Annotated in this window: 16 protein-coding genes; 1 reads left to right on the forward strand and 15 read right to left on the reverse strand. The window is 45.5% G+C overall.

Going from position 1 to position 19,551, the window contains the following annotated elements:
- Positions 1-144: 144 nt before the first annotated feature.
- The 13 genes from tkt to dpaL form a co-directional block, all read right to left on the reverse strand.
- Positions 145-2,157: a transketolase gene (gene tkt / locus P343_RS31645; RefSeq protein WP_023510895.1), complete on the reverse strand. Its 2,013-nt coding sequence runs from the start codon at positions 2,155-2,157 to the stop codon at positions 145-147.
- 72 nt (positions 2,158-2,229) lie between these two features.
- Positions 2,230-2,940 carry a transaldolase gene (locus P343_RS31650; RefSeq protein ID WP_023510896.1) on the reverse strand — a complete coding sequence of 237 codons (711 nt, stop codon included), beginning with the start codon at positions 2,938-2,940 and terminating at the stop codon, positions 2,230-2,232.
- Between the two features lie 374 nt (positions 2,941-3,314).
- Positions 3,315-4,715 carry a dihydropyrimidinase gene (gene hydA / locus P343_RS31655; protein WP_023510897.1) on the reverse strand — a complete coding sequence of 467 codons (1,401 nt, stop codon included), beginning with the start codon at positions 4,713-4,715 and terminating at the stop codon, positions 3,315-3,317.
- Between the two features lie 72 nt (positions 4,716-4,787).
- The gene (locus P343_RS37225; RefSeq protein ID WP_023510898.1) at positions 4,788-4,943 is read right to left on the reverse strand and encodes a hypothetical protein; all 156 of its coding nucleotides are present in this window, start codon (positions 4,941-4,943) and stop codon (positions 4,788-4,790) included.
- A gap of 31 nt (positions 4,944-4,974) precedes the next feature.
- Positions 4,975-5,679 (reverse strand): aspartate/glutamate racemase family protein, encoded by a 705-nt coding sequence (locus P343_RS31660; protein WP_023510899.1) that lies wholly within the window; start codon positions 5,677-5,679, stop codon positions 4,975-4,977.
- Between the two features lie 5 nt (positions 5,680-5,684).
- Positions 5,685-6,518, reverse strand: a complete 834-nt coding sequence (locus tag P343_RS0119025; protein WP_031264099.1) for an energy-coupling factor ABC transporter ATP-binding protein — start codon at positions 6,516-6,518, stop codon at positions 5,685-5,687.
- Positions 6,515-7,381: an energy-coupling factor ABC transporter ATP-binding protein gene (locus P343_RS0119030; RefSeq protein ID WP_031264100.1), complete on the reverse strand. Its 867-nt coding sequence runs from the start codon at positions 7,379-7,381 to the stop codon at positions 6,515-6,517. The genes P343_RS0119025 and P343_RS0119030 overlap by 4 nt, the downstream gene beginning before the upstream one ends.
- A 21-nt stretch (positions 7,382-7,402) precedes the next feature.
- Positions 7,403-8,266 carry an energy-coupling factor transporter transmembrane component T family protein gene (locus P343_RS31665; protein WP_023510900.1) on the reverse strand — a complete coding sequence of 288 codons (864 nt, stop codon included), beginning with the start codon at positions 8,264-8,266 and terminating at the stop codon, positions 7,403-7,405.
- Positions 8,267-8,330: 64 nt separating this feature from the next.
- Positions 8,331-8,945, reverse strand: coding sequence for a hypothetical protein (locus tag P343_RS31670; RefSeq protein ID WP_023510901.1), 615 nt, complete (start codon positions 8,943-8,945; stop codon positions 8,331-8,333).
- 93 nt (positions 8,946-9,038) lie between these two features.
- Positions 9,039-10,403, reverse strand: coding sequence for a dihydropyrimidinase (gene hydA / locus P343_RS31675; protein WP_023510902.1), 1,365 nt, complete (start codon positions 10,401-10,403; stop codon positions 9,039-9,041).
- A gap of 1 nt (position 10,404) precedes the next feature.
- A complete protein-coding gene (locus P343_RS31680) occupies positions 10,405-12,039 on the reverse strand; it encodes an N-acyl-D-amino-acid deacylase family protein (protein ID WP_023510903.1) in 1,635 nt (544 codons plus the stop codon).
- Between the two features lie 12 nt (positions 12,040-12,051).
- Complete coding sequence (locus P343_RS31685) at positions 12,052-13,239, reverse strand: YgeY family selenium metabolism-linked hydrolase (RefSeq protein WP_023510904.1); 1,188 nt, start codon at positions 13,237-13,239, stop codon at positions 12,052-12,054.
- Positions 13,229-14,467, reverse strand: a complete 1,239-nt coding sequence (gene dpaL, locus P343_RS31690; RefSeq protein WP_023510905.1) for a diaminopropionate ammonia-lyase — start codon at positions 14,465-14,467, stop codon at positions 13,229-13,231. The genes P343_RS31685 and dpaL overlap by 11 nt, the downstream gene beginning before the upstream one ends.
- 388 nt (positions 14,468-14,855) lie before the next feature.
- On the opposite strand from dpaL, the gene P343_RS31695 reads away from it, so the two are divergent.
- Positions 14,856-16,583, forward strand: coding sequence for a sigma 54-interacting transcriptional regulator (locus P343_RS31695; RefSeq protein WP_023510906.1), 1,728 nt, complete (start codon positions 14,856-14,858; stop codon positions 16,581-16,583).
- An 83-nt stretch (positions 16,584-16,666) separates the two neighbouring features.
- Here P343_RS31695 and P343_RS31700 read toward each other — a convergent pair whose 3' ends face one another.
- Together P343_RS31700 and P343_RS31705 are read right to left on the reverse strand one after the other, a co-directional pair.
- Complete coding sequence (locus P343_RS31700; RefSeq protein WP_023510907.1) at positions 16,667-18,094, reverse strand: NAD-dependent succinate-semialdehyde dehydrogenase; 1,428 nt, start codon at positions 18,092-18,094, stop codon at positions 16,667-16,669.
- 92 nt (positions 18,095-18,186) lie between these two features.
- Complete coding sequence (locus P343_RS31705; protein WP_422784816.1) at positions 18,187-19,377, reverse strand: aspartate aminotransferase family protein; 1,191 nt, start codon at positions 19,375-19,377, stop codon at positions 18,187-18,189.
- Positions 19,378-19,551 lie beyond the last annotated feature (174 nt).

Here is a 19,551-nt window from a genome sequence, read left to right on the forward strand (position 1 = left end):
GCGGATACATTTTTACACTGGTTGAGTACAGTTCTTGTGCTAATCTATGCACAATGTTGTATGTTCTTTTTTTTGATAACCATTGACAGCAATAAAAAAGGCCCTTATAAAATCCAGTTATAAGGGCTTAAATAAGGCATGAATTTAGATATGTTGCTTAAGTGACTTCAAACGTTTGAATTGATTTGCCACTTTTTCCGGCGTAAAACCATATTCCTTGGCAACCGTACTTGCAGGTGCTGATGCGCCGAAACGGTCGATCGTGACGAGTACGCCTTCTGAACCGACAAACTCATGCCAGCCCTGGGATGCGCCCATCTCTACGCCGACGCGTGCTGTTAGGTGTGCCGGAAGAACAACTTCCTTGTAGGTTGCTGACTGCTCGCGAAACAACTCCCACGATGGCAAGCTGACGACGCGTACATGGATCTGTTCCGTCTCAAGCAGCTGTTGCGCTTTTACGGCCAGCCCCACTTCTGAGCCGGTTGCGAGTAGAATGCCCTCCGGTTTGCTACCCTTCGCCTCACTGACAATATAGCCGCCGCGTTGCACGCCTTCTGTGGCCTGATCCACTTCCCCTTCCACCGTGTCAACGTTCTGGCGGGTTAGGACAAGAACGGTCGGGCGGTTACGGCTTTCCACCGCTACTTTCCAAGCCTCGCGTACTTCATTGCCATCTGCCGGTCTGAGCACATTCAAATTTGGAATCGCCCTTAGGCCGGCCAGCTGCTCAATCGGTTCATGCGTCGGACCGTCTTCGCCGACCGCGATCGAGTCATGCGTGAACACAAAGATTGATGGGATGCCCATTAGAGCGGCCAGGCGAATCGCCGGTTTGGCATAATCGGAGAAGGTGAAGAACGTTGATCCGTAGGGAATCACACCGCCGTGCAGCGCCATGCCGTTAACTGCGGCACTCATGGCAAATTCACGCACCCCGAACCAGATGTTACGGCCGTTGTAGGATTCCGGCAAAAATTCGCCGCCATCCTTGATCGCCGTTTTTGTTGATGATGCGAGATCCGCTGCACCTCCGAACAACGCTGGCACTGTTTTGGCAAGTGCATTGATTACTTCACCTGACGTCTGACGTGTGGCTTTCTTCGTACCCAATTCGTATTGCGGCAGCGGATCCGCATAATTCGCTGCGAGTTCCCTGCCGATTGCCGCTCTCAGCTCGGCAGCTAGTTCTGGATATGCTTCGCTATAGGCCTCAAACTGTTTCTTCCAAGCCTTTTCCGCAGCGGCTTCAGACACATTCAGTGCATTGAAATGGTCGCGCACTTCGTCCGGCACATAGAACGGATCATGTTCCCAGCCATAATTTTTCTTTGTCGCTTCGGTTTCTTCTGCGCCAAGTGGGTTGCCATGTACCTTGCTGGTGCCAGCGACATTAGGTGCACCAAAGCCAATTGTCGTTCGCACTTCGATCAGAGTAGGGTGTTTATCATCTGCAGTCGCCTGATCAATTGCTGCCTGGATCGTCGCCACATCATTGCCGTCTTCGATCAGAATCGTCTGCCAGCCGTACGCATCAAAACGCTGACGCACCTGTTCAGAGAACGACATGCTAAGCTTTCCGTCTAGTGAAATATTATTTGAATCATAGAGCAGAATCAGTTTTCCTAATTTCAACCGCCCAGCAAGGGATGCGGCTTCCGAAGCCACACCTTCCATCAGGTCACCGTCCCCGCAAAGCGCGTAGGTGTGGTGGTTAATGATCGGGAAACCGTCGCGGTTATAAGTGGCGGCAAGATGTGCCTCGGCCATCGCCATACCGACCGCCATCGCGATTCCTTGCCCGAGCGGGCCGGTCGTTGCTTCAACCCCTACTGTGTGGCCATATTCCGGATGACCCGGTGTCAGGCTGCCCCACTGGCGGAACCGTTTGAGTTCCTCCAACGGTAAGCCGTAATTGAACAAGTGGAGCAAGCTGTAGAGCAGCATCGAGCCATGCCCTGCTGACAGCACAAACCGATCACGGTCGAACCATTTGGGATCAGCCGGATTGTGCTTCATCTTCTTTGCCCAGAGGGTGTATGCCATCGGTGCCGCCCCCATCGGCAGTCCAGGATGTCCAGAATTCGCCTTGTCAATCGCATCAATCGATAAGGTACGGATCGTATCAATCGACAATTGTTCAATAGCAGTGGTCATTGTTATCCTCCCTATTCATGTAGTGATCGGATCACGTCCCCGCTAATTTTTAAACGTTTTCACTGATTCAGCTTACAAAATTGAATAGCCGAGTGACTCGATATCTTTGTTAAATCCTTTGACGGTATCCAGCGATACCTCTTCCAGTGGTTTGCCAACTTTTTTCAGTTTCGAGATGATTTCTGGCGTACAAGTAATAATGTCAACGCCTAAACGATCAGCCTCATACACATTGAACACTTCACGAGAGCTGGCCCAAAGCAGATTTGCCCCTTTTTTTGTCTTGCAAATCTCAACCGATTTCTTCATATACGGAATCGGATCGACACCAACATCAGCAATGCGTCCGGCGAATACGGAGACGATGTTTTCGACATTCGGATTCAGGGCTGCTACCGTTTCTTCCACTTGCTTCAAGGTCAGGATTGCCGTCACATTCAGAGAATAACCCTTATCTTCAAGTTTCTTAATCAGAGGAATCGAAGATTCACCCTTGGTGTTGGTGATTGGAATCTTGATAAAAACATTATCTCCGAAAGAATGGATCTTTTCCGCTTCCTTTTCCATTGTTTCAAAATCGTCTGCGAAAACTTCAAAGGACAACGGCAAATCCGGAATTTTTTCAACGACTTCCTTGGCAAAAGCTACATAATCTTTTACGCCGGCCTTTTTCATTAGACTCGGATTAGTCGTAAACCCGGAAACAATTCCAGATTCATAAGCTGAAAGCATATCGTCAAGTACCGCACCGTCCGCATAAATTTTCACGTTCAAATTTACCACTTCAGTCACTCCCTATTAAAATGACATCAAAAAGACACGATTAATAAAACTTATTATTATCCAAAAATAAAAATTCAACTTTTCGCAGAATTTTTTTCATAAAGTGGGAAGTAAAATAAATGAAAAAAAAGATTTGCAACCATATTAATTTATATGATCATTTTTGACAGGATTTCAATGATTATTATCGCCGCAATGAAAATACTCAGAAAATCCCGAAACCCTTAACTCGTCTATTAATAAAGCTCGTCAATGCATAAAAATACCTTCCACGATGCACGATTATGAAAGTGAACATACATCATGAGAAGGTATTTTGTTTTCGTTCTTATAGTGACAATAACACTATTTTTTCCCATCCATTTACATTCTTTTCAGTTCCAGATCCGAACACCATCATTAACCTTTTTCCTTTTCAGGAATTGTCCCCGACCTTCATGTCCGATAAACGCTCCATCTTTGCAGATTACTTCTCCTCTAGATAACGTCATCACAGGATAGCCTTGTAGCTCAAAGCCTTCATAACATGTGTAATCAACATGTTCATGGAGAAAATCGCTTCTGAGCGTCACTTTCTTTTTTGGATCGATCATTACAAGATCGGCATCTGCACCTACAGTGATGTCTCCCTTTTTTGGATAAAGGCCCATCAGCTTTGCCGGATTCGTGCTGATGATCTTTACAAAATCTTGCAGACTAATTCTTTTTTTCATCACGCCTTCTGAAAAAAGAAGTGGAATTCGGGTTTCAATCCCTGGTGCGCCATTTGGGCATTTGCTGAAATCATCTCTTCCAGCCTGTTTGTCACCATGAAAATTAAACGGACAATGATCGGTTCCGATCACATCCAGTGTACCTTCACTTATGTAGTTCCAAAGCAGATTTTGATTGGATTTTCTCCGCAGCGGAGGACTCATGATGTACTTCAGTCCTCCATTATCCGGCTCACGATAACATTCCTGGTCCAGGAATAAATATTGCGGGCAAGTCTCACCGTGCACATTGCGCTTTTTCTGTTTCGCTTCGGCAATGATTTTCGCCGCTTTCGCTGTAGAAACATGAACAATATAAATCGGCGCATCTCCAGCAATTTCGGACAGAGTGATCATTCGGCCGACTGCTTCGGCTTCAGCTTCTTCCGGCCTGCTGAGTGCGTGAAAAATTGGCGATTTCTGATTATGTTCGAGATAGTGTTTCTTAAAAAAGCTAAGTATACCGTCATTTTCACAGTGAATGGCGGTGACAGCGCCAAGATCGCCTAGCCGTTTCATTACTCTCAGAGCAGCTTCATCATCTAATTTGTAGTCATAAGTCAGATAAATTTTGAAGCTTGTAATGCCCTCGTTTTCAATGATGCTCGCCATTTCATCTAAAATTGCCTCATCGACATGCTGAATCACACCGTGAAAACTGTAGTCAATCACCGCTTTTCCGTAGGCGTAGCCATGATAGACGTCTACCCGGTTTTTCAAGCTGCAACCCGCTGGACCGAATTCCATATGATCCACGATACATGTTGTACCGCCACAGGCTGCGGCAACCGTTCCGGTATAAAAGTCATCGGTTGCTACATAGTTACCTTGATGAAGATTCAGGTGGGTGTGCACATCGACACCGCCGGGCAGAATATACAGTCCGGACGCGTCGATGACTTCATCCGTCACCAAGCCTTCACAGTTACCGATCATCTGAATGATTCCCTCAGACATATACAAATCGCCTTGCACGACTCTCTCAGAAGTGACAATGGTTCCATTTTTAATCAAACCCTTCATAGATAAAGGCACCTCTTCAATCGTTTATTTTCACACTTTTTCGGCTCAATTTATGCTTGATCCGGTTGTACTTCAGGATTTCGGTTTCACTTCCGCTTGTTTCGGCTCTACTTTCACAGGTTTCGGTCTAACTACTTCCTGATTCGGCTCTACTTTTTCGGGGTTCGGTCTAAGTTTGCTCTTGTTCTGTCTAACCTTTACTCTGCCTAACTGTCTGCTGCCAATCACTAGGCCAACCTGCTCTGAAAGTAATACTTTCTTACAAAGGAAACAGCCCTTTCGGCGGTTCTTGATAAAGCCCTGCTTTTGATGTGTTCAGCCCAGTATCCACGATCATCTTCAGCATTTTAATACCCGTGACAACCGGATCAATAACCGGGATATGGAGACTGTCCTCCATTTTTTCTTTCAATCCGGTCATGCTGGCGCAACCAAGGATTAGTACCTCTGCACCATCCGCCACACATGAGCGGCCCACTTCAATAAAACGAGCATATTTGCTGCCTCGGTCCTGTTCAATTGCCAGTACATCAAGATTAATGGCGCGTACAGTGGCGCAGCGCTTTTCTAAGCCGTACTGGTCGATCAGATCCTCCATCATCGGAACGGCTTTCTGCAAAGCCGTAATAACCACAAATTTTTTCCCGAGCAGAAGTGCAGCAGAAAAAGATGCTTCTGCAATACCAATGACCGGACAAGAGCAGATTTCCTTAAGTGCATAGAGTCCCGGATCTCCAAAACATGCAATCAGAATACCATCATAAGTTTGTTGATCCTTCTGAACCATCTTTATGAGTTCATAGGCAGCGATTTGGTAATCATAGAACGATTCCAGTGATTCGGGTCCAGTGGTTGGGCGGACAACACGCACATCCACATGTGGAAGAACGCCTGTAATTACCTCGTGAATCGAAGCCGTCATATCTTCACTCGTGTTTGGATTAATCACAAGTAGTTTTTTCATACCGATCACCTGCTGATCGCCGATTGAAATTGATCCCAAAGCTCATCGGAGGACAGCACATCCCGGCTGATTCCAAATCTGTTCAACGCCTGAGCGATCCGCGTCGCCTCCGGTACCTTCACATAAGCTTTTGCCAATACATCCGGTTGTGAAAACACTTCTTTTGTGTCGCCGTCGAGCAGGATTTTCCCCTGACAGAGCACAATCACACGCTTAGCAAATTTGGCAACGATATCCATTTCATGGGTAATAATGATGATGGTATGGCCCCGCTCTTCGTTCAGCTTTTTCAGAAATTCCATAATCTCCACGGACTGACGGTAATCCTGTCCTGTCGTCGGCTCATCAACAATAATCACTTTCGGCCGCAGCGCAAGAATCGAAGCGATCGACACGCGCTGTCTCAAACCCTTGGGCAGGAAAAAGGGATGCATTGATAGATAGTCTTCTTTAATCCCTGCGACGGCGGCAGCTTCAGTCACCCGCTCTTCGATTTCTTCTTCCGACAGACCAACGTTTTTCGGCGCATAGGCAATCTCTTTCCTTACCTCATTGTTGAACAGCTGGTGATCCGGATTCTGGAAAACATAACCGACTTCCTTGACCAGTTTCTTAATCACTCGCTTTTGGCTCGTGTCGATACCGCCGCACTTTACATAGCCCTGTGAAGGTTTTAACAGCCCATTCAAGGTTTTCGCGAAGGTCGTTTTTCCAGCACCGTTCTGACCGATCAAGGCAATAAATTCCCCGCTCTTGATAGTCAAATCGATTCCTTTCAGAGCTTCTGTTCCATCACGATAGGCAAAATGCATATCTTTCACTTCAATGACATCGGTCATTTGATCGCCTCCTTACGCGCACAAATTGATTGTGCGATTTCAATCGTTTCTTCAACTGAGGTCGTCATGGGGCCGTCATACAATCCTGCCTGTTTCAGCTGATCGAGAAAAACAATAGAAGCCGGCGGATTGAGTCCGAGTTCCAGCAATTCCCCGACATTTTCAAAAAAGCGTTCCGGCTCTGCATATCGTGCGATCTTCCCCTGATGGACTAGAATTAGGCGATCCGACAGTCGGGCGAGCCGATCCAATGTGTGCTCAACCATGATAATCGTCATGTGCAGCTCTTCTTTCATCCGCGCGCAAATGTTGAAGATGCTATCCTTACCAATTGGATCAAGCATCGACGTCGGCTCATCTAAAATGATAACTCTTGGCTGCATCGCAAGGACAGAAGCAATCGCAACGCGCTGCTTCTGTCCGCCTGACAGATCATAAGGCGATTTATCGAGCAGGCTTTCAAGTCCGGTAATATCCGCCACCCATTGAATTCTTTCTTTAATTTCATCGCTGCCCAGCCCGATATTTTCCATGCCGAACGCCAGCTCCTCTTCAACACTCATTGAGGTAAACTGTGCTTCGGGATCGGCGAAAACAAAGCCCACATACTTCGCAAGTTCTTGCGCGTTTAAATCACGGATATTTTTTCCGAATAACCGAACCTCGCCTTTGTAACTGCCAATAAAATTATGCGGAATCAATCCTTTGATACAAGAAACAAGCGTCGTCTTCCCCGATTCATTTGGTCCGCACACGCCAATAAACATGTTTTCTTCGATCTCCAGACTCACATCTTCGAGGGCAGGATGATCGGTATCGGTATATTGCCAAGTTAATTGATTGATTTCAATAATTTTTTCCATAAATGATTCTCCTGTAAAGCTTTATTTTAACAAGGTTTGAAGAAGTGAGTGATTCGCGTCAAACCATTGGTATCGGTACTTAAAATAGATAATCAGAAAAAGCAGCAGGACCAAAATCACACAGGAAACAACATCTGCGGCAGAAAAATGGTATTTTGTCAGAATATAGTCCGCCCGCTTACCTGAATTCTTCATCGAATAACCCTTAACATACAGTGCATTGCTAATCTCATCGCTTCGTCTCAGTGCTAGCGACAGCAGAGGAATAATGTACATACTGTACAACTTCACCTTGTCCGTGAACTTCAATGCTGCATAATCCAGTCCTCTTGCTTGCTCCGCTTCGCGGACTGTGTGCAGATCTTCAAGAAACATCCCCGCCGATCTTAGTGACAGGCCGAGCACATAGCTGGCAACGAATGGCATTTTCAAGGTACGTAGCGCAGCAAGTATGTCACGCTCACGGTTTGTTGAAAAATAGAAAATTGATGAGAGCAGCAGTGCGAGAATTTTGCTGTAAGCAATGCACGCATTCATTATCGGTTGATCATATAACGGAAGCCCGAAAATGTGGCCGATCACTTGATAGTTCGGATCTTTTCCCGGGAAAAAGATAAAGGTCAGGAACGTAAAGATACCGGCACAGATAATCACCGGGAGATACATTTTCAAGCTACTAAGTGCGACTTTTGAATAGATAAATAAAAGCAGCACAAGAACTGCAAACATAAAATTAAGTTCCGGCATGTTGATAAACAAAGGAATAAAACCGGTGATGACAAATAGCAGTAGCCGTGACACCGGATGAAATGAATAAAGTGGAGACTCCACTGGTATTAAAGCCAGCAGAGTCTTCATCATTTTTTTATTTTGAGCCCCTTCCATGATTACCTCCATGTTTTCTCAGAGGATCAAGTCCTCTTTTTTTAGGCAAGCAGCGGTTCAATGATTAAGCCCAATATTTTTTGCAGAATGATTTTGACTTAACGATCAGCGGTGAAACGAATTTCAGCAGGATTGCGCCAAGAATAAAGGATGGTACCGAGTTGCCGATCGACCAACCGAAGAAGACAGTGATTGTTGAAGATGGCGAAATCATCCCGAACATTCTAAGTACAGTCACGCCCCAAGCTGCGCCGATCGCGTTGCAAAGGATTACACCAAATACAGTGAATACAGCCCAGTCTTTGCCACTTGTAAGACGCGGGTCACATTTGAAAAAGCGGAATGCCCAGCCGGCCATGATACCTTGGAGAAAGTTGCCCGGTGCGTAAGCCAGTGATACAGCAATCGATGCGCTTCCTGCGATCGCGTTGGAAATGAGCGGGAAGACAATGCTAGCGATACCGCCCCACATGCCAAACCAAATGCATCCGACACTCTGAATCGCCTGGCCCGGCCAGAACGCAGAGACAAATCCAAGCGGTACTGCTAAGCTGCCGAATGTTCCAACAACAACGCCGACACCGATAAAAAGAGCCATCATGATAATGTGATTCATTTGCGGTGTTCTTAATTCACCTTCATTGAGACTCCAAACATTTGCATTCATTTTCATATTCATAGGTAATCCTCCCAATTGTTTGTATTGTTTTATTTTTCAGATATTATTGCTCAAGCATGTCTTTTCATTGTAAAAAATCATCAGCAGTCGGCACTATTTACTGAGAAGGAGTCTGCCCTCCCCTTTCTCACCTAAAAATATATCTCCATCAACAATCAATTTTCCGTTTGTGTAGACTTTTACCGGACTCCCGGTCACTTGCTCGCTTTTATAGGGGCAAAAATCAGAAGACATATGATGATTCCGGTCATCCAGCACTTTGGTTGGTTTTGGATCAAAAAGAAATAGATCTGCGTCCATCCCAATGTCAATTTTTCCTTTTCTGTCGGCGATTCCGAATACCTTGGCAGGGTTTTCCGATAACCAGCCGACAACTTTTTCAATCGGAATGTCGCGGCGCGCAACCGCATGCTCATACATCAGCGGCCAAAGCCATTCGATTCCATGAAGCCCCGGCGATATTTTTGTAAAATTGGTTTTCGCGGCTATTTTTTTATCCGTACTATAATCACAATGATCACTGCTGACAATCGAAAGTGTGCCATCTAATAATCCGGCCCACAACGCCTCAATGTCCTTTTCCTTGCGCAGTGGCGGCGCCATCACATATTTGTAACCGTCATTCCGCTGGTAGCAGCAGTCGTCTAAAATAAGATAATGTGTGCACGTTTCAGCCGTGACATCAACTCCTTCGCGTTTTGCTTGTCTGATCAATTCCACGCTTTCAGCGGTTGTTACATGAACGATATAGAGTTTAGCACCTGTTACTTTTGCGAAAAGCAGCAGTCTGGAAATGCATTCTATTTCTGCCATCGGTGGGCGGCTTTGCGCATAATGCACAACATCCGCTTGATCTTTGGCAAGCAGCCTGCCCGTCAGTTCTTCACAAAACGAGTCATTCTCGGCGTGAACCATTGAAAATCCGCCGTGTTCCGTGATCACGTTCATCAAGGTAAGCATATCCGGATCTTCAATTTTAAAGCCGGCGCTTTTGTAAGTTGTAAACATCTTGAATGAAGTAAATCCATCAGCAATCAGTTCCGGTATCAACTCAATTGTTGTTTTTGAACTGTCGGTGACATGGGCGTGCACACCATAATCAATGCAGCTTTCGTTTTCGATCTGACGGATTCGACGTGTAACCGCCGTTCGCACATTTTCCTCAGGCCGCTGCACAGCAAAATCAATGAATGTTGTCGTTCCGCCGAATGCTGCCGCACGGCTTCCAGTAAAAAAGGTATCTTCTGTGTTTGCGGTACCGCCCCAATGATCAATGTGCGTGTGTACATCAATAATACCGGGCAATACATAGCAGCCCTCCGCATCTACAATCTCAGAAGCGTCTTGTTCTAAGCGTTCGGCAAGTACCACTATTTTTCCGGCACGCACGCCAATATCCATTTTTCGAGTTGATTTTGCCGAACAAACGCGACCATTTTTAATAAGAAGATCAAGCAACTTAACAGCCTTCTTTCTGAGAAAGCGGTAAACAGCTGTACTTTCTGCGGAACACAATGCCGGCCGGCTTTCGGTATGCCTCTTCACCGTCGATAACTACCTCACCATTGACAATCACCTTGTCAATACCGATGTTATATTGACGCGGATTCTCAAAAGTTGCTTGATCAATAATTGTGTCCGGATCAAAAATAACAATATCTGCTGCGAGTCCCTCGCGCAGGATGCCACGATCCTGAAGACCGATAATCCGAGCCGGCTGCGATGTGAAACGACGGATCATTTGTTCAAGCGGCAATACATTTTCTTCGCGGACAAATCGCCCGAGCACACGCGGAAAAGATCCATATGCACGCGGATGCGGTTCGCCGCCTAGCAGACCGTCTGTTCCAAGTGTTCCAGCCGGATGGCGGACAATCATCTTGATGTCGTCCTCATTGATGACAAAATCAATCATCCCAACTGCGTTTTTTTCTTCATAGATGAGATCAAGTGCGATCTGTGCGTAATCGGTCCTGTTCTTTATCTTGCCTATTTCCGCAATGGTTTTGCCCACGCAGTCTTGATTTTTCTCGCTCTCAACAGAAGTAACGATAATCCCGTTCCAGCCGGCCCACTTAGAAATGCTGTCCCAGCCCTCAAGCGCGGTCTCCATTTCCTTAATCATCCGCTTAGACAGGGCCGGATCCTCGAGCCGCTTCAACATCATTTCAGTCCCGCCGTCATGTGCCCATGGCGGCAAGGTCGCGCTGAGCATTGTACTGCCTGCGGGGTACGGGTACTGATCAAAAGTAACTTCAAGACCATCTGCTCGCGCTTGATCAATTTTTCCAAGAACCTCAGGCGTTTTATGCCAGTTGAATTGACCGCAATTTTTCAAATGCGAGAAATGCAAATGGGCGCCGCATCGCTTCATCATCTCAATCAGTTCATCCATCGATTCAATAATTTCGTCCCCTTCGCTGCGCTGATGAATGACAAGCGGCACACCGTATTCGCCAAGCACCATGCATAAAGCTTCTAGTTCTTTCATCTCGGCGAAACAGCAAGGCGGGTAGATCAGCCCGGTTGACATGCCAACCGCGCCTTCATCTAGACAGCGTCGCAGCACCTTTTGCATCTGACCAATTTCTTCGTCAGTCGCCGGCCGATCATCCAAACCCATCACTTCCATCCGAATATTGCCATGCGGTGCCAGAACAGCTAGATTGTAACTTGGATGGATGTCTTCAATCTTTTTCAAGTACTCATCTATCGTATTCCAGTCCCAAGAAATATCGGGGTTACCGTCTAGACCAGACAAGTTGCCGCGCCAGTCTTCCTTATAAGCATCAGGGAGCGGAGCGGCTGCGATCCCGTCTTGACCGAGCAGCTCGGTTGTGATCCCCTGGCGTACTTTCGCTTCAACAAGCGGATCCGCTAAGATAAACAAATCAGTATGCACATGCATATCAATGAATCCAGGACAGACAATCTGATGATAGGCGTCAATTTCTGTTTTTCCAGTCTCACCAGTCAGCTTGCCAATTTTGCTGATCTTGCCCAAATCGACTGCAATATCACCATAAAACCATGGAGAACCTGTACCATCGATAATTCTTCCGTTTCTGATTACTAGATCATGCAAATCGTTCATCTTCTTTCACCTTCATTTTTCAATAAGCAGCGCATGCATGATTGCTGCAAATCCTTTAACTGCTTGTGTCAGCTGTTCAATTTCAATGTACTCGTTATCCGTGTGTGCCAAATTTTCTCTTGAAGGACCGAATCCGATCGTCGGAATTCCTGCCTCACCAGCAAAATGACTGCCATTAGTGCAGAAGGAATAGTGGGAAAGTTGTGCTGGAATGCCAATCTCCCTCAGTGCCTGCTGTGTCCTTGACACAAAATCCTCGTGCTCATCAAATAACCAAGCGGGGAAGAAACGCTCTGCCTCAATGGTTTTGCCGGTATAGCATGTATCCGTTCCTTTTGAGTAGTACACTGTTGCCTCAAAGGTTGGATCCTCTTCGCTTAACCTTTCAATCAGCTGCTGAATGGGCTGCAGAACGGATGCTTTCGTCTCATTCACCAAAGTGCGTCGATCAAAAGTCGCCCGGCACGAAGCCGGAAGAACAGATTTCCCCGGATAAGGCGATGACACAATGTCAGTCAGAACAAGAATTCCTTTACCCAACACCGGATCCTCCGTCACCGGCAATCTTTCAATTTCGACAAGCAGTTTCATCATTTGCGTAACGGCGTTTACGCCTTTTTCTGGATTGGCAGAATGGACGGATACGCCAGTTGTTTCAACCACAATCTCCGCTCTGCCACGCTGTCCTCGATTCAGGTTTAGTTCGGTCGCCTCGCCAATGATGACAAAATCAGGTTTAAAATGTTCACTTACTGATCTCGTAGCTATGCCTTCGAACGTTTCCTCATGGACACTGCAGGAAATAACGATCTTTCCGGGAAAGTTTTTTCCTGTTTCTCGCGTGAACTGATCAGCGGCAATAATCATCGCACTGACGGATCCCTTCATGTCCGAACTGCCGCGGCCATAAAGTTTACCATCGATTTCAACCGGTTGAAAAGGGTCAATCTCCCAATGATCTTTGTTCACAGGAACGGTATCGATGTGTCCGTCTAAAAGCAGCGTCGGTCCATCAGGCGTTCCATTGATCACAAGTGCGACATTGCCCAATTCATCAACGGAAATTTCATCAAATTGCTTTTTCTCCGCAAAATCGGTGATTACACGGGCTGTTTTGTCTTCTTCACCTGAATAGCTCTTCTCTCTAATCAACGCTTTGCAGAGCGACACAACTTGACTTTTCATCTCATTAGCCAACATTTAACTCGCCTCTCAGATCTCTTTTCAGATTTGGATAACCGCCTTTCCAAACAATCTCTCGGTAGGATTGTGGATCCGTATCCCCTTCTGTGCTGATCAACAAAATTCTCGACGATTCATTGATCCCTAGCTCTTTCCTTCCGTTTTCCAGGCTCACTTCTGTACAAAGCAAGTACAGAACGCCCATTGTTACCGCACCTGATTCACCAGAGACAACCTGTGGATCACCGTAAAGCGGATTTCCATAAATACGCATACCGAGCGCGGTCACTTCATCCGGGCACGATACTGCGCCATAGGTGTACCGGCTTAAAATTTCGAAGGCCGTGTGGTTCGGTTCACCGCAGGCAAGCCCTGCCATGATCGTCGCCATATCACCGCCAACCGACTGCATCGCACCGTCTTCTCGGGCAAACGATTGAAAGTAACAGTCTGCTTGATCAGGTTCTACGAGTACAATTTTTGGCGGTGCATCGGGATATTTGTGCAGAAAGTAAGCAGCAATACCTCCAGCGTACGAACCAACACCTGCCTGAAGAAAAATGTGGGTAGGCGGCTCAGGGATTTGTTCTGAAATCTCTTTTGCAATCGCTGCATACCCTTGCATAATCCAGAGCGGGATTTTCTCATAACCCGGCCATGCGGTATCTTGAATCATCAAATAGTCGTTTTTGCGAGCGATCTGTTCACAAAGCCGAACCGTTTCGTCATAATTAACATCACAGATTTCCGCGTCGGCGCCTTCCGCCCGAATAGCAGCCAGCCTTTTTAGTGACGAGCCTTTTGGCATTCGAATGACTGATTTCAACCCCAATTCACGAGCTACCCAAGCGATTCCTCTGCCATGATTGCCATCAGTCGCCGAAATAAAAGTCAGATCGCCAAGCTCTTTCTTCACTTCTCCCGTTTTCAGCATATCAAACGAAAGCTTTTCAATCGGGAGCTGGAGCTTTTCCGCCAGGCAGCAGGCAATGGAATAAATGCCGCCCATAACTTTGAAAGCATTCAAGCCGAACCGATAGGATTCATCCTTGACATACACCTTTGAAACATTCAAATGCTCTGCCATGGCATCAAGACTTTTTAGAGGCGTTTCTTTATATGCTTCATGCGTTTTTTGAAACGAGAGCACCTTCTCAATCTCCGAATCCGAAAACTCATGCACATCTGTTAAATCAACGTTTGCGTATAACCTTCTATTGCTTTCTATTTTTAAAACATCACTCAAGGAACTAATGACGACGTCCTCCCTTATTGATCACTCTGGCAAAATCGCAATTTTTTTGGATGATCCGGCCTCCTTTTATTTGCCGATTTATCGTTTTCTCTTTGCTCATGAGTGCTTTATTAAGCTTAACTTGACTATAATTTCAATTGTCTGTCTATTCAAGTATCGAAATGATACTTATAAAAACCATAGACTCCAAGTCTCTGTCATAATTTCTGACAAGTTCATTGTTTTATAAACATCGGTCTGATATAGTGTAACCACAATAATCATAGCCTTTTGAAGTAAAATGTATCATTTGAATTTCAGCGATTCCTGTTTTCAAAATAATCATAAGTATCAAATTGATACTAGTGTATCAATTTGATACTTAGCAAGGAGCGCACCTATGTACGTTGAATTACGAGAGGTTCAGTCAACAATTCAGCAAATTGTTATGGCAATATCGGCTGTCCTGAAAATTGAGGTGGAGGTGGCCGATGCCGATTTATTCCGTATTGCCGGAACCGGATTGATTAAACAAAAAATATGGAAAGAAATGAGCGGCGAGGACGCCGTTTACAGGCAATGTGTTGAAAGAGGACAAACAATCGTAATCGATCGGCCAGGCTTTAACGATATTTGTACAAGCTGTCCGCATTTTGGAAACTGCGCCGAACACGGAGAAATATGCACACCGATTAAAATTAATCAGCAAGTAATCGGAGTTATTGGATTGATCGCCTTCAGCGTTGAACAGAGAGAAAAACTATTCGGCGATATAGATGCTAATATTTACTTTTTGAAAAAGATGGCCGATGTGATCGCTACCAAAGTAAACGAAAACATTATTTTCAGGCAACAACTGATTGCAGAAAAAAAGATCTCCACTTTAGTCAATTGCATCGATATGGGTCTTCTGATGCTAAATCAAGGCGAGTGCGAGTTTATCAGTAAAACTGCTAGAAAAATGCTTCAATTAGGAGAAAATGAAGCGGCTAACCCTAAGCTAGTTGCACAGTTCACAGGAAGAAAGCACATAGATCCAAATGGAGCTATTGTCTGGATTGATCTCGGCTCCTACCGGAAGAAATTTTTCATAACTGTCCACCAAATTGACGTTCTGGAAAAAGATGAAGCAGAAGTTGTTCTGATCGAAGATCCAGAGCATATCACTCAGATCGCTACACATATCACAATTGATAAGCAAAATCATGCGACCGGCTTAATCGGATCATCCACGGCGATCCTCAATATCAAGCAAATTCTATTGAAAATCAAGGATGAATCGATTCCGATCCTGATTACAGGAGAAGATGGAACAGGCAAAACCTTTGCAGCCCATTTCGTTCATACAACCGCAAATAAGCCTGAAGATATGTACCGAAAAATCAATGTTTCATACTACTCAGAAGACGACCTGAATCAATTACTGTTCGGTGATCGGACAAATCCGTCAAAAAAAGGATATTTAGAGAAGCTAGACGGCGGGACTCTTGTGCTGGATGAAATTGATCGCATCGGCCAGTCCACACAGTTGCTGCTCAATAAATTTCTCAGTGATAAACTGATCGAGAAAAACGGTCAGGCGATGAAAGTCAATGTGCGTTTGATCAGTGTCACAAATAAAAATCTCATGGATTTTGTGCAGAGGGGCCGTTTCCGTCAAGACCTTTATTATAAAATTGGTGTTGTTCCTATATTTATGCCACCACTGAGAGAGAGAAAAAGCGACATCATGATGCTTGCCGACTACTTTTTAAATCTGCTTAATCTAAATGCGGAATCGGTCCGAAAAACATTTGCTAGACAAATTCAGGATGTTGTAGGTGCCTATGATTGGCCGGGAAATATCCAAGAATTGTATAATGCGTTTGCATACGCATTCAGTGTCTCCGACGAACCCGTCATTCGCGTTGAACATTTTCCTGACTATCTGCTTGAGAAATATCACTCGCGCATTAAACAATCCAGTCAGAATTTTAATCTGCAGACAATTGAACGAGACACAATAAAAAAAGCCCTGATCAAAGTGAAAAGCGAAGGAAAGAAAAAAGAAGAAGCTGCCGCCCTGCTCGGTATTGGACGGGCAACCTTGTTTCGCAAGATTTCTGAGTATCGGTTAAACAACCAATAATAGTTGTACAGAAGGGCCATAAATATCGATAAAAAGCGAAAAAGAGAGGCTCTCCTCTCTTTTTTCCTGCCCATCGAAACTATTTAGTCGGCTATGTTTATCGACACGTATTTCGTCTCCAAATAAGGTTCAATGCCTTCAATTCCGCCTTCTCTGCCCATTCCACTTTCTTTCATCCCGCCGAATGGGGCTTGAACCGTAGAAGGTCCGCCATCATTCCAGCCAATAATGCCGTATTTCAGATGCTCGGATAAATAAATGCCGCGCTTCATATTTTCAGTAAAGAAGTATGCAGCCAGGCCATATGGTGTGTCATTTGCAAGCCGCACTGCGTCTTCAATTTCTGTGAATGTAATCACCGGTGCGATTGGTCCAAATGTCTCTTCATGCATGATCCGCATTGACTCGTCAACGTTGGTCAAGATTGTTGGCCAGACAAAATAGGTGCCGGCTTCGTCATCTCCATGATGGCTGCCTCCAAGCGCAACGACTGCCCCACGCGAACACGCATCTTCAAGCTGACCGATAATTTTCTCATAACCCTGTTTGTTAATGATCGGTCCGATTGCAATACCGTCCTCCATACCATTTCCGACCTTCAATGTGCTGGCGGCTTGCACAAGTTTTTCAACGAAGCGCTCTGCAATGGATTGATGAACAATCAACCGGTTGGCGCAGATACAGGTCTGGCCAGCGTTACGAAATTTGGATACAAGTGTTTGCTGAACTGCTAGATCAAGATTCGCATCTTTATCGATTATAAGCGGTGCGTGGCCACCCAATTCCATCGACGTGTGTTTGACTGTACTTGCGCTGTTTTTTAATAATTGCTTGCCAACAGCCGTTGATCCTGTGAACGTAATTTTTCGAATCAATGGGCTTGCTGTAAAAAGTTCCCCAACCACTTTGCCTTCAGCAAGCACGCAGCACATCACATCTTTTGGGATGCCTGCTTCATAACCGAGTCGAAACATTTCGAAAGCAGTTAGCGGTGTTTCAGGAGCCGGTTTTACGATGAACGTGCATCCAGCCGCAAGAGCAGGGCCAACCTTGCGTGTGATCATTGCTGCCGGAAAGTTCCATGGTGTAATTGCAGCAACGACACCAATCGGTTTACGAGTGATGACAATCCGTTTTTTTGTCGATGAAGCCGGAATTGTCCGTCCGTATATGCGTTTTGCCTCTTCCGAATACCACTGCAAATATTTAGCAGCGTATGCGACTTCCCCAAGCGCTTCGCTATAGGGCTTACCATTCTCAAGGGTGATCAGTTTTGCAAGTTCGTGCTGGTGATCCATGATCTTCTCGTACCATTTGTACAGCAGTCCTGATCTTTCTTCAGCAGATGTCTTTGACCAAGTCTGAAAGCCTTTATGTAATGCCATTATTTTTTCTTCAATAGATTCTAATGAATCAAGTGTTAATGTATCTACAATTTCTCCGGTTGCAGGATTGAACACATCAAAGGTTTTTTCTTCTCCTGGAACCCCATCTCTATCGATCGTCTCCATGATCGCTCTCCTCTGTAAAATAAAATTGATCACAAAAATGGAAAATCCAGATCTGTTTTGCCCTAACTTTTCTAGTTTCTATAAAACAACGATCAGAACTCAGAAAATACTTTTTCAATAACGTTCAATGTTCTTTGGATATCTTCCTCTGTATGTTCGGTAGAAAGGTAGATTCTGCCGCGATTCGGGGTAAAGCGCACGCCGAGCTCAAGGCAACGCATGACAAAACGGTCATAAAGTTCTTGATCAATTGACGTCAGGCATTCTCTAAAGTCATTCAGTGGATGATCCACGCCTAGTTCGAGCAGGCAAATGGCTCCGGCATGATCGCAGTGAAGCGTGACTTGGTATTTTTCTCCCAGCTTTCTGATACCCTCCGTCAGTACCCTACCCAAATGGTCAAATCGTTCATACACGCCGGGCTGTTCAAGCTGGTTGATTGTCGCTAGTGCAGCGGCAACCGATACAGCATTCCCATTGAACGTCCCCGATGCGTGAACGCCGCATTCCATCACCTGCCGCTTTCCCGTAACAACGGAAATTGGAAATCCTCCGGAGATCGCCTTAGCAAACACAGCAACATCGGGCGTGACGCCAAAATATTCCTGTGCACCGCCCAAAGCCATTCTAAAGCCTGTGATCACTTCGTCGAAAATAAGTAAAATCCCATGTTCCGTTGCCAACTGCCGAAGACCCTCAAGATAGCCTTTTTTCGGAAGGATCGGCCCGGAATCACACATAAAGGGTTCAGTGATGATTGCCGCAATATCATGACCCTCTTTGTCTATAATACGTCTGATCGCGTCCAGATCATTCCATGGCGCAAGCATGATATTCTCCGTTGCGCTCGGCAGCTGCCCAAGTGATTCCCGCCTTTTCCATGGATCATTTCTCGGGCCCAATTCTTCTATAGATCTAGCGTCGGTACTAATTTTTTCCTCATCCGACCAGCCATGATACTGGCCCTCAAACTTAATAATTTTTGATTTTCCGGTATACGCCCTTGCTAACCTGAACACGAACATATTCGCTTCGGTCCCGGTATTTTGAAAAACAATTTTCTCCGCACAAGGAATGATTTCTACCAGTTTTTTAGAAAGCTTGAACAAATCATAGGTTGGTGAGCAAAACTGGGTTCCGATCTCGAGTTGCCTGCTGACCGCCTCATTCACCGTATCGGGACTGTAACCCAAAATGAGCGGACCCATACCAGCTACATAATCGATGTACGCGTTGCCATCAACATCATACAGGTGCGACCCTTTCCCTTTTTCGAAACAGATTGGGTATTCTTGAAAAGACGCTTTATGAAAAGAACTGGCAACGCCGTCTAATAAGTACGTTTTGGATTGTTGGAACAGCTTTTTGGAATTGCTCGTGTTGACCGCATAATCGTTCAGTCTTGCCACCCCACTTTCTCGTTGATGTTCCAGCATGTTTCGAAAGTGTTTACAGCA

The sequence above is a fragment of the Sporolactobacillus laevolacticus DSM 442 genome, assembly GCF_000497245.1.
Classification (GTDB): Bacteria; Bacillota; Bacilli; order Bacillales; family Sporolactobacillaceae; genus Sporolactobacillus; species Sporolactobacillus laevolacticus.

Bases quoted from the DNA above. Each gene is read 5' to 3' on its own strand.
- tkt (WP_023510895.1), bottom strand. From the start codon at position 2,157: ATGACCACTGCTATTGAACAATTGTCGATTGATACGATCCGTACCTTA.
- hydA (WP_023510897.1), bottom strand. From the start codon at position 4,715: ATGAAGGGTTTGATTAAAAATGGAACCATTGTCACTTCTGAGAGAGTC.
- P343_RS31660 (WP_023510899.1), bottom strand. From the start codon at position 5,679: ATGAAAAAACTACTTGTGATTAATCCAAACACGAGTGAAGATATGACG.
- P343_RS0119025 (WP_031264099.1), bottom strand. From the start codon at position 6,518: ATGACCGATGTCATTGAAGTGAAAGATATGCATTTTGCCTATCGTGAT.
- P343_RS0119030 (WP_031264100.1), bottom strand. From the start codon at position 7,381: ATGGAAAAAATTATTGAAATCAATCAATTAACTTGGCAATATACCGAT.
- P343_RS31665 (WP_023510900.1), bottom strand. From the start codon at position 8,266: ATGGAAGGGGCTCAAAATAAAAAAATGATGAAGACTCTGCTGGCTTTA.
- P343_RS31670 (WP_023510901.1), bottom strand. From the start codon at position 8,945: ATGAATATGAAAATGAATGCAAATGTTTGGAGTCTCAATGAAGGTGAA.
- P343_RS31680 (WP_023510903.1), bottom strand. From the start codon at position 12,039: ATGAACGATTTGCATGATCTAGTAATCAGAAACGGAAGAATTATCGAT.
- P343_RS31685 (WP_023510904.1), bottom strand. From the start codon at position 13,239: ATGTTGGCTAATGAGATGAAAAGTCAAGTTGTGTCGCTCTGCAAAGCG.
- P343_RS31695 (WP_023510906.1), top strand. From the start codon at position 14,856: ATGTACGTTGAATTACGAGAGGTTCAGTCAACAATTCAGCAAATTGTT.
- P343_RS31700 (WP_023510907.1), bottom strand. From the start codon at position 18,094: ATGGAGACGATCGATAGAGATGGGGTTCCAGGAGAAGAAAAAACCTTT.